Annotated in this window: 8 protein-coding genes; 4 read left to right on the forward strand and 4 right to left on the reverse strand. The window is 69.4% G+C overall.

The annotated features are described in order from the left end of the window. Window positions 1–122: 122 nt before the first annotated feature. From ACFY9I_RS09620 to ACFY9I_RS09635, 4 genes are all read right to left on the reverse strand, one after another. Window positions 123–1,529 (reverse strand): AbfB domain-containing protein, encoded by a 1,407-nt coding sequence (locus ACFY9I_RS09620; protein WP_390998890.1) that lies wholly within the window; start codon window positions 1,527–1,529, stop codon window positions 123–125. Continuing rightward, window positions 1,526–3,532, reverse strand: coding sequence for a ricin-type beta-trefoil lectin domain protein (locus tag ACFY9I_RS09625; RefSeq protein ID WP_390998893.1), 2,007 nt, complete (start codon window positions 3,530–3,532; stop codon window positions 1,526–1,528). Before ACFY9I_RS09625 ends, ACFY9I_RS09620 begins: the two co-directional genes overlap by 4 nt. A gap of 269 nt (window positions 3,533–3,801) precedes the next feature. Continuing rightward, window positions 3,802–7,785, reverse strand: coding sequence for a glycoside hydrolase family 2 TIM barrel-domain containing protein (locus ACFY9I_RS09630; RefSeq protein WP_390998896.1), 3,984 nt, complete (start codon window positions 7,783–7,785; stop codon window positions 3,802–3,804). 353 nt (window positions 7,786–8,138) lie between these two features. Beyond that, on the reverse strand, window positions 8,139–9,131 hold the full coding sequence (locus ACFY9I_RS09635; protein WP_390998898.1) for a phosphotransferase: 993 nt from the start codon (window positions 9,129–9,131) through the stop codon (window positions 8,139–8,141). A gap of 494 nt (window positions 9,132–9,625) precedes the next feature. Here ACFY9I_RS09635 and ACFY9I_RS09640 point away from each other — a divergent pair, with 494 nt between their 5' ends. The 4 genes from ACFY9I_RS09640 (at window position 9,626) to ACFY9I_RS09655 (ending at window position 13,987) form a co-directional block, all read left to right on the forward strand. Continuing rightward, entirely contained in the window at window positions 9,626–11,068 is a 1,443-nt protein-coding gene (locus tag ACFY9I_RS09640) for a serine hydrolase (RefSeq protein WP_390998901.1), read from the forward strand. A gap of 95 nt (window positions 11,069–11,163) precedes the next feature. Next, on the forward strand, window positions 11,164–11,757 hold the full coding sequence (locus ACFY9I_RS09645; RefSeq protein WP_390998904.1) for an exonuclease domain-containing protein: 594 nt from the start codon (window positions 11,164–11,166) through the stop codon (window positions 11,755–11,757). Window positions 11,758–11,864: 107 nt separating this feature from the next. After that, complete coding sequence (gene argG, locus ACFY9I_RS09650) at window positions 11,865–13,319, forward strand: argininosuccinate synthase (protein ID WP_390998907.1); 1,455 nt, start codon at window positions 11,865–11,867, stop codon at window positions 13,317–13,319. A gap of 407 nt (window positions 13,320–13,726) precedes the next feature. After that, complete coding sequence (locus ACFY9I_RS09655; protein ID WP_390998910.1) at window positions 13,727–13,987, forward strand: hypothetical protein; 261 nt, start codon at window positions 13,727–13,729, stop codon at window positions 13,985–13,987. Window positions 13,988–14,412 lie beyond the last annotated feature (425 nt).

A 14,412-nucleotide genomic window follows, 5' to 3' on the forward strand; every position in this document is an offset into this window, starting at 1 on the left:
GTGCCCCCTTCGAGTCAGCGACGGTACTGGGACGCCGGAGGGGGCCGATGGGTTCGGTGCCGGGCCCGGGAACGTGCGGAACCGGCCCGGAGCCGATGCTCCGGGCCGGTTCGGTGTCCGGGTCAGTAGCCCACCCGGAACGTCGCGTCCGCGCGTTCCGTCGCGGTCGAGATCGGGTCGATCCGCAGGGCGTAGCTGGAGTGGCGGATGTAGCGGGTGGGGTTGTTGTAGGAGCGGAAGGAGGACCAGGACGAGTCGGCGAGTCCGGCGACGCGGGTGAACGTGGCGTCCGCGGCGAACGTGGACGTGCCGTCGTTCGGGTCCAGACGGAGGTTGTAGTTGTAGTGGCGGAGGTAGCGGGTCGGGTAGTTGACCGACTGGAAGGAGACGGCGGAGGAGTCGGCCAGACCCGGGACCAGCTTCCACTGGGAGTCCGGGTACGGGTCGAAGGGGTACTCGTCGATACGGCCCGCGAAACCGGCGTGGCGGACGTAACGGGCCGGGAAGTTGTAGGACTTGAGGCGGTTCCAGGTGGGGGCGCCCCACTTGGTGACGAGGTTGTTGTACTCGGTCGAGGTGATCGGGTGGATGCCGCAGTGCTTGGAGTTCAGCGGCTGGGTGTAGAGCTTCTGGTCCAGGGCCGTCCAGGTGCCGGACGCCAGGTCGTTCGTCTGCCAGACGTAGAAGACGCCGTTGGGGGTGTAGGTGTCGCCCCAGAGGTACCAGGTGTTCGACGTGAGGGACTTCACCACCGTGGGGGCCTCGGTGCCGCCGTGGTTCACCGCCGTGCTGAACGCGGTGAAGCTGCCGGGGTTGAGGGTCGTCGAGCGGGCGCCGACGAGGGTGCCGTTCCTCTTGAAGTAGAGGTAGTTGACGCCGTTCACACCGATGGTGAGGTTGCCGTCGATGACGTCGTAGCCGGGGTCGAAGAAGACCTGCGGGCTGGTGGTCGTACGGAAGTCGGTGGTGTAGCTGACCATGATGACGTTGTGGCCGCTGCTGTTCACCGAGGAGTAGAGGATGCCGTACTGACCGCGCCCGGCGTCCCAGTAGGCCTCGGGGGCCCAACTGTGGGTGTTGGTCATGTTGTGCAGCTTCAGCAGGCGGTAGCCGGTGAAGGTGCGCAGGTCGGTGGAGTCCCAGACGTGGATGTTGACGCTGGTGCGGGTCCAGTCGGTGCCGTTCAGGTCGGTCGCGAGGACCACGAAGGTGCCGTCCTGCTTGCGCATGACGAAGGGGTCGCGGATGCCGCCGGCGCCGAGGGTCGTGTTGACCACGGGGGCGTTCTGGTTGAGCGGGGTCCAGTTGAGCCCGTCCTGGCTGACGGCCAGGTGGAGGTTGTAGTCGGCCTCCAGCATGGTGTTGGACTCGGTGAAGTAGACCATCGCGTACGCCGAGTCGGCGGCGTGGGCGGTGCCGGCTCCGAGCGTCAGGACGCCGGTCGCGGCGAGGGGGGTGGCGGCCGCCGCGCCCAGGAAGAGGCGGCGGGAGAGGCCGCCCTCGTGCGGCTGTCCGTTCACGGGGGTCATGTCAGACTCCACTTCTGGTTGCTCTGGCCGTTGCACGCCCACAGCACGAGCTTGGTGCCGTTGGCCGTGGCCGCGCCGAAGGCGTCCAGGCAGAGGCCGGCGTTGACGTTGGTGAGCGTGCCGTCACTGTTGACGTTCCACTGCTGGTTGGTGCCGCCGGTGCAGTCCCAGATGACGACACGGGTGCCGTTGGTGGTGCCGCGGTTGTACGCGTCCAGGCACTTGTTGCCGTAGACCACCAGCTCCTTGCGGGCGCTGTTGTACTGCCAGACCTGGTTCTGGCCGCCGTTGCAGTCCCACAGTTGGGCGTCGGTGCCGTTGGTGATCGTGTTGTTGTTGATGTCGACGCAGCGGCCGGACTGGGTGCCGGTGACGAGCGTGCCGTTCTTGCCGGGCAGGGGCCGTACGACGATGCCTTCGAGGGCGGGGGCGCCGGAGAAGGCGATCGTGTTGGCGCTGCCCTGCTTCAGGGACACGGCGACGGAGATGTTGCCGGGGGACGAGCCGGTCGGCGGGAAGGAGACCTTCGTCGACGTCTGGCCGTTGACCGTGAGGGTGGCCTTCACGGGGGCGGACGTGTTGTTGGTGTACGAGACGTCGACCGTCTTCAGACCGGCGCTGCCGGCGGCCACGCCGGAGAAGCTCGCCGTGCCGTTGTAGGTGCTCGCCGACTGCTCGGTGCCGCCCTTGACGGTGAGCATGACGGAGCTGTTCGCCGGGACGCTGGTGGTGTAGCTGGTGCCGGTGGTGGCCACGTTCGTACGCGTCCACAGGTTCCGGACCGTCGCCGTCGCGTTCGTCAGGCCCAGGTCGGACCAGCGGACGGTCATGTTCTGCGTGGTCGAGGTGCGGTTGAGCAGGACGACCGCGCGGTTGCCGGTGCCGGAGAGGACCTTGCCGTAGACCTGGAGGCCGCGCGTGTCCTCGGCGACCTCGACGCCCTGGAGGCCGCGCGGGTCCTGGTCGACGGCGATGACCTCGGGGTTGGTGAGGATGCTCGTGGTCTCGGGGGTCAGCGTGGTGAGGTCGAGTCCGGCGAGGAGGGGGGCGCCGGAGATCGCCCACAGGTTCATGTGGCTACGGCTCTGGGCGGCGGTCAGGCCGTTCATCCCGACGACCATCATGTCGGGGTCGTTGACGTAACCGGTGTGCTGGGCCGTGGGGTGGATGTTGCGGTCGAAGGCGGTCAGGACGTTGTTGTACGACGGGGTGCCGCCGTGGAAGAAGATGTCCGTGTTGGTGCGCCACATCGGGCCCATGCCCGGCGCCCAGTTCCAGGGGTTGGAGAAGCCCCAGTTGCACAGGGAGAGGGCGAGCGGGCGGCCGGTGGTGGCCGACGCCTTGGTCACGGCGTCGCTGATCGCCTGGTAGGTCGTCTTCGGGTCGAGGCCCTCGGCGTCGCCGCCGCACCAGTCGACCTTCACGAAGTCGAAGCCCCAGCGGGAGAACTGGGTCATGTCCTGCTCGTAGTGGCCCTCGCTGCCACTGCCGGGCGCGGCCGGGCGGCCGGTGGGGAAGTAGTAGCCGCAGCCGTCCTTGCCGGCGTCGGTGTAGATGCCCGCCTTCAGGCCCTTGCTGTGGATGTAGTCGGCGATGGCCTTCATACCGCCGGGCCACTCGGCCTCGTCGATGGTGATGTTGCCCGCGCTGTCGCGGGTGCCCTGCCACCAGCCCTCGTCGATGTTGATGTACTCGTAGCCGGCCTCGGGCAGCCCGGCCGCGACGAACGCGTCGACCTGCCGCTTGATCACGTTGTAGTCGACCTTCGCCGCGAAGGCGTTCCAGGAGGCCCAGCCCATGGGGGCCTCGGGTACGGGTATCTGGCGGTCGGTGACCGCCACCGGGGCGGCGTCGAGGCGAGTTTCGGGCGCCGGCGTCGCCTGGTACGGCTGGGCGAAGAGAAGCGCGGCCGTCGCGGTGGTCGCCAGGGCGAGGGCGCGCACGGCGGCGGATCTGCAACGGCTCTTGAATTCGGAGGACTTGGCGCGGGGAGGGGGAAACATGCGGCTCCTTCGATGGATATCGGAGGTCGATATCTCGAACAAGGATCGACTTGCCGAACGTATCGGCTGGCCGAAAATAGAGCCGGGAGAGATCGAAGTCAACGGGTGTGGCAGAGGTGGTTTCGGGAGCGGGCCGACAGGTTGACGGCAGCCGGACCGTATCCGCCGTGTGAACGGCGCCGTCCGGGGAGGCGTCGGCGTGACGCCTCCCCGGACGTGCCGGCCGCGGCTCGGAGGTCACCGGTCGAGCAGGGCCTCCGCCGGTACGGCTACTTCGTGGCCGTCGGCCTCCTCGACGCCCTCATCGCGTCGTCCACGTCCCCCAGCGGCCGCAGCCGGTACGTGTACGAGTAGTCGCGGTTGGCGAAGAGTTTGAACTCGTCGTGGGTGTGGGCGCCCCAACTGTTGTCGCCGCCGACACCCATCTGCCGGTGGTTGACGCGCAGGACGACGGCGTCGCGGGGGATGAGGTGGTAGTCGTGGCGGAGGCCGATGGAGAGGTCCTCCGGGGTGAAGAACGAGGCGTTGACCTCGATCAGCGAGTCACCCGACACGAGGAGGCCGGCCCCGTCGCGGTCGGTCAGGGCGGCCCAGCGGACGTCGGTCTTGTTGCCGTTCTCCTGGGGGCGGATGTAGCCGGACCACTGCTCGGCGACCGTGCCGGAGTAGAGGCCCACGTCGGTGCCGTTGTTGCGGTCCCAGTGGTTCTCCTCGGGGCCGCGGCCGAAGTAGCGCAGGCGGTCGAGGCGGCGGGGGAGGTGGAGCAGGGTGCCGACCTCCGGGATGTAGGGGAGGGAGGCCGCGCCCGGGTGCAGGGTGTTGTCGACCTTGATCTCGCCGTTGCCGAACACCGTGTAGGTGGTGGTGTACGTCGACTCGACGGTCGTCGGCAGTGTGCCGCTGACCTTGATCTCCACCGCCCGGTCGGCGATGCCCCGCACGGTCACGTCCGTCACCTTGCGGTTCGTGCCCGCGTCCCGCCAGGTCTGGTTGCGGGTGTGCTGGCCGTTGCCGTGGTCGTTGTCGGTGGGGGCCCGCCAGAAGTTCGGCACGGGGCCCGAGTCGATCAGTCGGACGCCGCCCGCCTTGTACGAGGTGATGGTGCCGCTCGCCCTGTCGACCGTGACGGAGAAGCCGCGGCCCTTCGACGAGGCCCTGCCGGTGACCGTGATTCTGTCCGCCCCGTCCGTGTACGTCAGCTTCGGAACGTCCGCCAGCGGCACGGGCCGCACCGCCGGGCTCCCCGCGTCGACGGCGAGCTGCTGCTTGGCCACCTCGAAGCCGGCCCTGGCCCACGGGGTGCGCTCCTTGGTGGTGAAGGAGAGCTGGAGGAAGTACTCGGTGCCGGGCGCGGGGGAGGACGGGAGGCGGAAGGGGACGGTGACGTCCTTGGTGGAGAGGGGGCCGACGTCCAGTTGGGACCGGGTGAGACGGCCGCGCTGGATCTCCCTGCCGTCGGCGACCAGGGCCCACCTCCCGTCGAACTCGCGGAGGTTGGTGAAGAGGTACTCGTTGGTGAGGGTGACCGTCCGCGAGGTCAGGGTGCCGGCGCCGGCGGCCGGTGCCGCGTGGATCGCCTGGTAGATCTGCTTGACCTCGGTCGCTTTGCCGGTGTGGCCCCGGTCGGCCTTGACGATGCCGTCCGCGACGAAGGCCCCGTCGTTGGGGTTGTCGCCCCAGTCGCCGCCGTACGCGAAAAACGAACGTTCCTTCGCGAAGCCCTCCCGCTTCCGCTCCCCCACCTTCACCGTCGCCGCGTCGAACCAGAACCGCACGCCCTCGTCCCCGGGCCCACGCCCTCCGGACGCCAGCTCGGTGCCGCTCAGGGCGCGCGCGTACACACCGGCCCGCCGGATCGTGCCGCTGAACTCCCGCGTCGGGTTGTCCGTGTCGGTGCCGAGGGAGAGGGGCGCCGTGTTGACGCTGGGCCGCCGGGTCGTGGTGCGGGTCGCCTTCACCTCGCCGTCGACGTAGAGGGTGAGGGACCCGGCCTCGGCGTCGAAGACCCCGGCGACATGGTGTTCGCGGCCGGTCCAGCCGTCGGCCGGGACGCCCCAGCTGACGCTGACCCACTGGCCGCCGCCGTAGATGAAGAACTCGACGCTGTTGTCGGTCTGCTTCAGCGCGTAGTGCGTGTCGCCCTTGGCGACGAGCGGCTGGTGGCCGCCGGTGACGTGCGGGGTGACCCACGCCTCCAGGGTCAGCGAGCCGGTGAGGTCGAGGGCGGGGTCGCGGGTGAAGCCCGTGGCGCCGGACAGGCCCTTGCTGCGGCTGAACGTTCCTGCGGCGGTGAGGAGTTGACCCTTCAGCGCGCTCGGACCGGCATCCGTGAAGACCCTCAGCTTCGGGACCGGCCAGGTCAGCGACTGGTCGACGAAGTCCCAGATCCAGCCGCCCTGGAGGACGGGGTAGCGGCGGATGATGTCCCAGTACTTCTTGAAGTTGCCGGTCGAGTTCCCCATGGAGTGCGAGTACTCGATCATCACGTACGGCCGGGTGTCCGAGGTGTCCTTCGCCCGCTGCTCGACCCGCTGCGGGCTGTCGTACATCTCCGAGCGGATCTGGCTGATGGTCGGCCGGTCGTCGCCCTCGTACTGGATGACGCGCGTCTTGTCGTACGACTCGATCCAGTCGCGCATGGCGACGAAGGTGGAGCCGCCGCCCGCCTCGTTGCCGAGCGACCAGATGACGACGGAGGCGTGGTTCTTGTCGCGGTGGACCATGTTCTTGGCGCGGGCCACGCAGGCGGCGGTCCAGTCGGCGTTGTTGCCGGGGAAGCGGTCCCGGATGCCGTGCGTCTCCAGGTTCGTCTCGTCGACGAGGTAGAGGCCGTACTCGTCCGCCAGCTCGTACCAGAGCGGGTTGTTGGGGTAGTGGGAGGTGCGCACGGTGTTGATGTTGAGGCGCTTGATGATCCCCATGTCCTCGACCATGTCGGCACGGGTGAGCGCCATGCCCCGGTCGGGGTGCATCTCGTGGCGGTTGGTGCCCCGGAAGGAGACCGGCTTGCCGTTGATCCGCATCAGCCCGTCCTTGAGCGCGAACTCGCGCAGGCCGACCCGGTGGGAGAGGGTCTCGACGACCCTGCCGCGCGGGTCGCGCAGACGGAGCACGGCCGTGTAGAGGGTGGGGTGCTCGGCGGACCACAGCTCGGGGGAGGGGACGGACCTGGCGGCCTGGACGGTCACGTCCTCGCCGACGGCCGAGGCGCCCCCGCCCACGGCGACGGACTGCACGAGGGGCCGCGACCAGACGGCGTGCCCCCGGGCGTCGTAGAGCTGGGTCTCGACGGAGTACGCCCCCTCGTGCCCGGCCGCGTAGGCGCGCACGCTCGCGGTGACGGACAGCTCGGCGGCCGTGTAGCCGTCGCTGAGCGGGGTGTCCAGTCTGAAGTCGCGCAGGTGCACGGCCGGGGTGTTGTAGAGGTAGACCGAGCGGAAGATCCCGCTCAGCCGGATCATGTCCTGGTCCTCCAGCCAGTCGCCGTCCGAGTACCGGTACACCTCGACCGCGATCTGGTTCTTCCCCGGCTTGAGGTGCTTCGTGATGTCGTACTCGGCCGGGTCGTACGAGTCCTCGTGGTAGCCGACGAGTTCGCCGTTGATCCACACGTAGTGCGCGGACTTGACGCCCTCGAAGTGCAGGAAGGTGCGGCGGTCGCCGGCCGTCCAGTCCTTGGGGAGGTGGAAGGTGCGCCGGTACTGCCCGACGGGGTTGTAACGGGTGGGCGCGGTCGGCGGCTGGGCCTCCTCGCCGAGGCCGTTCGGGCCCCACCACGGGTAGGTGATGTTGATGTAGATCGGGAAGTCGTAGCCGTGCAACTGCCAGTTGGACGGCACCGGGATGGTGTCCCAGCCGCTGTCGTCGACGTCCGTCCGGTAGAAGTCCTCGTTCCGGTCGTCCGGGCGGTCGACGTAGGCGAACCGCCACCTCCCGTCGAGGCTCAGCCGGTACGGGGAGCGGGTGCGGTCGCCGGCGAGTGCCTGTCTGACGTCCGCGTACGGCATGAGGGTGGTGTGGGGCGGTTCCGCGCCGACCTGGAAGAGCGCGATGTTCCCGGACCACTCGGGGGTGCCGTCGGCCGCGGTCGCCGTCTCCGTGCGGGGGATCGCGTGAGCGGTGCCGCCGGACACCGCCAGGGCGCCTAGAAGGGCGGCGCCGCCTTCCAGGAGCCTGCGGCGGCTGACGGGGTGCGGGTGGGGGCGCGGGTGGGGCTGCGGCTGTGGCTGCGGGTGCGGGTGCGGATGGGACATTGCCGGGGCCTTCCTCGTGACGACATGTGGTGGCGCGCGTACCTGAGGGAGCGTCGGATGCTGTCCGATGATGTTGAGAAATCCCGGACACCCTAGGACTTCGAACAGAAGTGAAGCAATGAATCTGTCGGACTCTGTGCGGTCATGGGTGCGGGAGGGGAGGGGGAGGGGAGGGGGGAGGGCAGCGAGGGGAGGGGCGGGGGCCCGTCGTTACGGTGCCCGCATGGCGGCGGGTGTGGTGCTGGCGCTGTGCGCGGCGGTGTGCATGAGCATCGCCTTTGGGGCGGCTGGTCCGGTGCCGTTGGATGACGGGAAGTGCTTGCAGGGCACGCTGTTTGCCCAGCGTCCCCGGCTTAGGCCTTGAGCCAGGTGGACCAGGTCGGCATGGCCTTGCGCATCATGGCCATCGCCCCCACCGACTCCCTGAGTGTCTGAGCGAAGCCGGCCTGGTACTCCGGACTCCCGCCCCGGTGGCCGCAGGCCATCCACAGCTGCCAACCCGCCGCTCCCACGCGCCCGGCGAACATACCGGTGAACGCCGACTCGTCGACCGCCCCGACTGCCCCTCCCGCAGCGACATACCCGGAGAGGCACGCTTCGACGATACGGCGGTCGGGCACTCCCTGGCCGCGGTCGAAGCCGGCGAGATGGAAAGCGGTGAAGACCAGCTCCCACCACGGGTCCTGCGCCCCGGCGGCATCGAAGTCCAACAGGACCGGTCCACCGGATCTGGTCAGAATGTTCTGGTGCCGGATGTCGCGATGCATGACCAACTTGGATCGCCACAACTCCTGCTGGTCTTCGACCATGGCCTCGGCCTGCTTCACCGACAGCTTGAGGATGCGGACATGCTCGGAACTGAGGACCTCGAGGCGTTCGGCCTGAGCGAACCACTCCTCCCACTCCTCCTGGGGGTGCGACCGGTAGTCGCCATCGACGGTCGGGTCGGCTGGAATGGCGCACCGTGCAAGGTCAGCGACGAGCCTGCCGGCCCAGGCGGCCAACGGTTCCGACGTCGGCGCGGTCGGATGCGCGCCCTCGACAAAGCGCACCGCACGGGCGTAGAAACCGTCCCCGATCGGTCGCCACAGACCCGCTTCCTCCAGAGTCGTCGACTGTGGCTCGGGCATCGCGACACCGGTCTCCCATGCGGCGGCTTCAAGCGCCCCTGCCTGGGCAGCCATGGGCAGCCAGAAGTCACCCCAGGGCTGGGCGATCTTCACCACCCATGAGCCGGAGTCAGTAACGGCCTTCCACACCGGGCTCTGCTCGTCATCCTTGAGCAGCAGCGGGGCATCCAGCAACTGCCCCAACCCGAGCCGCTCGGCCGCCTGTGCCAGGTTCATAGCCGGTCAGTCAATCCGCCCGCCACCCCAGCGGCAAGTAAATTAGTCGCCCCACCCAACGATCTCGGACCTCCGGCATCACGGCCATCACCAGGTGGTACTGGGCGACGTGTCGCATGCACGCACCCCAGCCCCGCTGGGGGCCGACAAGAAACAGCCACGAGCCTGTGCTCGTTGCCGCCGCCCGAGGTCTGGCTGAGCTCGCGGCGCGCCACGCGCACCGCTGATCACGCAGGCGCACCGGCAAACTCCGAGATCCCCGACAGAGTCAAGCTGACGTTCTGACACCTCCCCTCATCACCGCTGTTCGCGGGGCCCTGCGACTCACCGCTGTCGCGACGGATGTCATGACAGATGTCATGGCCCCGCCGTGAAGGTGCTCATCCACGGGAACGATGTAAGGCACATCGATCTGCCGTGACAATTCCCTTGCAGCGCCCAGGAGTTGACCGTCCGGGGCCATCGGGAGCGTCATGGAACGAGGGAAACAGCACATGCGAATCAAGCGTCTCGTCGGAACCGCGTTGGGTACCACACTTCTGCTCGCCACGGCGGCGCCCACGGTGTCGGCCGCGCCCGGATCCGGGACCACGGCCCCGGCGCCCACCGGGTTGGACCGGACCGAGCTGCGCGGCACGCTCGACGCGATCCACGCGGCCGGCATGTACGGGACGTTCTCGTCGGTGCGGGACGGACGCGACCGCTGGGCCGGCGCCTCCGGCCTGGCCGACGTGGACACCGGCCGCAAGGTGACCCCGAACATGCGGCAGCGCGTCGGCAGCATCAGCAAGACGTTCACGGCCGTGGCGATCATGCAGCAGGTGGAGCGGGGCCGGATCAGCCTCGACGCGCCGGTCACGGACTACGTTCCGGAGCTGTTCGGCGGGACGGGCGCAGACGGGACGGCCGCAGACGGGGCGGGCTCCGGCGGGGCGGGCTCGGGCGGGGCGGGCTCGGGCGGGGACGCCCGGGAGCGCGGTGACGCCATCACCGTACGCATGCTCCTCAACCACACCAGCCACATCAGCGACTACATCCTCGGCGCCTTCCCCTCCCTCGCCCGGAACTCCACCGCCAGCCTCGACGAGGAGCGCTTCCGCTCGATCCGTCCCGAGGAGCTGGTACGGCTGGGCCTCGCGGCCCCCGCCACCGGCAGCCCCGGCGCGCAGCCGGGCAGGTACTCCAACACCAACTACGTCATCGCCGGGCTCATCCTGGAGAAGGTGACCGGCCAGAAGGCGTCGACGTACATCACCCGTCACGTCATCGACCGCGCCGGCCTGAAGCACACCTCGTACCCGCGCAGCCCGTACATCAAGGGCCCGCACCCCAAGATGTACGAGTCGTTCTACGGCCTCATCGACCCGCCCCGCGACTACAGCGTCTACGACATGTCGTGGGCCTACACGGCGGGCGCGATCGTCTCCACCACGGACGACCTCAACCGCTTCTACCGCAAGCTGCTCACCGGCGACCTCGTCGGCCCGGCGTCGCTCGCCGAGATGCGGCACACGGTCCCGGTGGAGGTCGCCCCGGGCGCGGCCATCGACTACGGCCTCGGTATCTACACCCTGGAACTCCCCGGCTGCGGGCGTTTCTGGGGCCACGACGGCGGAGTCTTCGGCGCCGGCACCCTCAGCCTCACCAGCGAGGACGGCGACCGTCAGCTCTCCATGGGCTGGAACCTCATGAAGTACCAGCGCCTCAACGCGGACGGCACGGCCCTGGAGCCCAGCCCGATCGACGCGGCGATCAACGGGCACATCGCGGAGGCGCTGTGCCCGACGCCCGAGACGGAGACGGAGACGGGGTCTGTCTCCGGTTCGGGGGCGGAGTTGAAGTCCGGGATGTCGGTGAGGGACGCGGCGCGGATCCTCCCGGACGGCCTGGTGGGCGTGGACCTTTCCACCGGAATCCAGGCGGTTGCCCCGAACTGACGACCGTACCGACCCGACGGCCGCCGGTGGGTAGAACGCTTCCGTACTCGTCCTCGTACTCGTACTCGTACTCGTACCGCAGGGAGCGCAGCGCTTTGCCCACCTTCGTCATTTTCGACCTGGAGTTCACGACCTGGCCGGGCGCCATGGAACAGGACTGGTCGGCACCCGGTCAGCTCCGGGAGATCGTGCAGATCGGCGCCCTGCGGATGAGCGAGGAGTACTCGGTCGTCGAGGAGTACGAGGCGTTGGTCCGGCCGGTGGTGAACCCGCGACTCTCGCCGTTCCTCACCACCCTCACCGGCATCGACCAGCGCACGGTCGACCGGGAGGGCCTCCCACCGGCCCAGGCCCTGAGCGACTTCCTCGCCTTCTGCCGGGGCCGGTCCGTCCTCTCCTACGGCAACGACATGCTCGTCCTCGGCGAGAACATCGGCTGGGCCCGCGTCCGGGGCGAGAAGATCGAGCACAACGCCCTCACCCCCGGCTTCGTCAACATCCGCCCCTGGCTCAACGCGGTCGCCCCGGCCACGGCGTCCGTCAACTCGGGCCGCCTCTGGCAGACCCTGGGGCTCCCCCGCCCCGCCCCCGGTGACGAGCACTCCGCCCTCTTCGACTGCCACTCCATCGCGGCGACGCTGCGGCACCTGGCCGGGAAGGGGGTCAGCTTGCCCAAGGGGCTTGTGTAGGGGTGCCGTGCCGGCCGTACCGACCCGCACCCCCTGGAACTTCCTGAGCCCGACGGTGGAGACGAATCGCCTTTGCATGATCATGCATTGGCATGCATAATATTTCTATGTCCAAGGTCCTCACCTCTCTTCCGGCCGGCGAGCGCGTCGGCATCGCCTTCTCGGGCGGACTCGACACCTCGGTCGCGGTCGCGTGGATGCGCGACAAGGGTGCCGTCCCGTGCACCTACACCGCCGACATCGGCCAGTACGACGAGCCCGACATCGCCTCGGTGCCCGGCCGCGCGAAGACCTATGGTGCGGAGATCGCGCGCCTGGTCGACTGCCGGGCCGCGCTGGTCGAGGAGGGCCTGGCCGCGCTGACCTGCGGCGCGTTCCACATCCGTTCCGGCGGGCGGGCGTACTTCAACACGACCCCCCTCGGCCGTGCCGTCACCGGCACGCTGCTGGTCCGGGCGATGCTGGAGGACGACGTCCAGATCTGGGGCGACGGCTCGACCTTCAAGGGCAACGACATCGAGCGGTTCTACCGCTACGGCCTGCTCGCCAACCCCCACCTGCGCATCTACAAGCCCTGGCTGGACGCCGACTTCGTCACCGAGCTCGGCGGCCGCAAGGAGATGTCGGAGTGGCTGGTCGCCCACGGCCTCCCCTACCGGGACTCCACGGAGAAGGCGTACTCCACCGACGCCAACATCTGGGGCGCCACCCATGAGGCCAAGACCCTGGAGCACCTGGACACCGGTGTCGAGACCGTCGAGCCGATCATGGGCGTCCGGTTCTGGGACCCGGCCGTCGAGATCGCCACCGAGGACGTGACGGTCGGCTTCGACCAGGGGCGCCCGGTCACCATCAACGGCAAGGAGTTCGCCTCCGCCGTGGACCTGGTGATGGAGGCCAACGCGATCGGTGGCCGCCACGGCCTCGGCATGTCCGACCAGATCGAGAACCGCATCATCGAGGCCAAGAGCCGCGGCATCTACGAGGCCCCCGGCATGGCCCTCCTGCACGCCGCGTACGAGCGCCTCGTCAACGCCATCCACAACGAGGACACCCTCGCCCAGTACCACAACGAGGGCCGCCGCCTCGGCCGCCTGATGTACGAGGGCCGCTGGCTGGACCCGCAGGCCCTGATGATCCGGGAGTCCCTGCAGCGGTGGGTCGGCGCGGCCGTCACCGGGGAGGTCACCCTCCGGCTGCGGCGTGGTGAGGACTACTCGATCCTCGACACCACGGGCCCGGCGTTCTCGTACCACCCGGACAAGCTGTCCATGGAGCGCACCGAGGACTCGGCCTTCGGCCCGGTGGACCGGATCGGCCAGCTCACCATGCGCAACCTCGACATCGCCGACTCGCGCGCCAAGTTGGAGCAGTACGCCGGCCTCGGCCTGATCGGCACCGGCAGCCCCACCATCGGCGCCTCCCAGGCCGCCGCGACCGGCCTCATCGGCACCATGCCGGAACTGCCCCAGGGCGGCGCCGAGGCCATCGCCTCCCGGGGCGCGGTCTCCGAGGAGGACGCGCTGCTGGACCGCGCGGCGATGGAGTCCGGCACGGACTGACACCGGCCGCACCGACGGACACCGAGGGAAGGCCGGCTCGACGCCCACCGCGTCGAGCCGGCCTTCCGCCGTCTCCCGGAGAAGTGGTCCCCATCCAACCTGCCCCGCATGGGCCGGGTCGAGGAGGAGATCCGCCCGTCCCGCGCCTGGAGAGGTTGACCGAGGCGCTCGGCGAGGCTGTGGATCACCGAGGGCCGGGCCATGGGCGGATGCCGCGGCAGTCGAACTGAGGGACGTGAGAGGGGCAGATACCTGCACGTCCGTGCGGAAAGCGCGGTCGGCGGCCCGCCCGCTTCGCAAATCCAGGTCCCATACGTGTCGCAAACGCTGGGGAAAGTGGGCGAGACGCTATTTTCTGCCCAGTCATGGCCGTAAGGGACATGGCGCACGAAGGAATCGGAGACGTGATGAACAAGCTCATGAAGGCCGCCGCGGTAGCGGTCGCCGGCGCAGCGGTCATGATCGGTGGCACCGCTGTCGGCGGCACCGTCGCGCACGCCGAGGACACGCCCGCGGTCGGCAGCTTCTGCACCGTGATCAACACCGCGGCCGACGCCGGCGAGGGCGACGGTACGTCCGGCCTCATCACCGGTAACCAGGGCACCGTGGAGTGCGAGCAGGACTTCGACGGCGGCGTCGTGACGTCCGATTCCGGCGCGGGCGTGTAGTTCAGAAGCAAGTGGAGGTCGGGGTCGTCGCCCCGGAGGGTCCGACGGGGGCAGGGGCCGGCGGGCCGGATGTGCTCTGGGGTGACGGCCGAGGCGCGGGTTTCGCGTGCCTGTTCCGCCTTCGTCGCACGAGGCGTCTGTCGGGTGGGTCCGGGGCGGCCTCCACCGCTCGCGAGGAACGTGCCCGGACCCAACCCATGTCTCCGACCGGTGACATCTCGAAGTCGGGCGAACGCGTGCGCTTGTGCCAGGACTCGGCGCCGCATAAAGAGATGGAGGCCGGAGACCGGCTCGCGGAAGCGTTCGCGACGGCGGCCGACGGCTACCGGCTCACGGCCTTTGCCTCACCCTCCCCGCAAACTCCGCCAGTGTGCGTGCAGGGGCCCGCCGGTCCCCCCGAACGCCCCCGCGCACGCCGCCGTCGC

The sequence above is a fragment of the Streptomyces sp. NPDC012510 genome (assembly GCF_042955065.1).
GTDB lineage: Bacteria > Actinomycetota > Actinomycetes > Streptomycetales > Streptomycetaceae > Streptomyces.

Bases quoted from the DNA above. Each gene is read 5' to 3' on its own strand.
- ACFY9I_RS09625 (WP_390998893.1), bottom strand. From the start codon at position 3,532: ATGTTTCCCCCTCCCCGCGCCAAGTCCTCCGAATTCAAGAGCCGTTGC.
- ACFY9I_RS09620 (WP_390998890.1), bottom strand. From the start codon at position 1,529: ATGACCCCCGTGAACGGACAGCCGCACGAGGGCGGCCTCTCCCGCCGC.
- ACFY9I_RS09635 (WP_390998898.1), bottom strand. From the start codon at position 9,131: ATGAACCTGGCACAGGCGGCCGAGCGGCTCGGGTTGGGGCAGTTGCTG.
- ACFY9I_RS09640 (WP_390998901.1), top strand. From the start codon at position 9,626: ATGCGAATCAAGCGTCTCGTCGGAACCGCGTTGGGTACCACACTTCTG.
- ACFY9I_RS09655 (WP_390998910.1), top strand. From the start codon at position 13,727: ATGAACAAGCTCATGAAGGCCGCCGCGGTAGCGGTCGCCGGCGCAGCG.
- argG (WP_390998907.1), top strand. From the start codon at position 11,865: ATGTCCAAGGTCCTCACCTCTCTTCCGGCCGGCGAGCGCGTCGGCATC.
- ACFY9I_RS09630 (WP_390998896.1), bottom strand. From the start codon at position 7,785: ATGTCCCATCCGCACCCGCACCCGCAGCCACAGCCGCAGCCCCACCCG.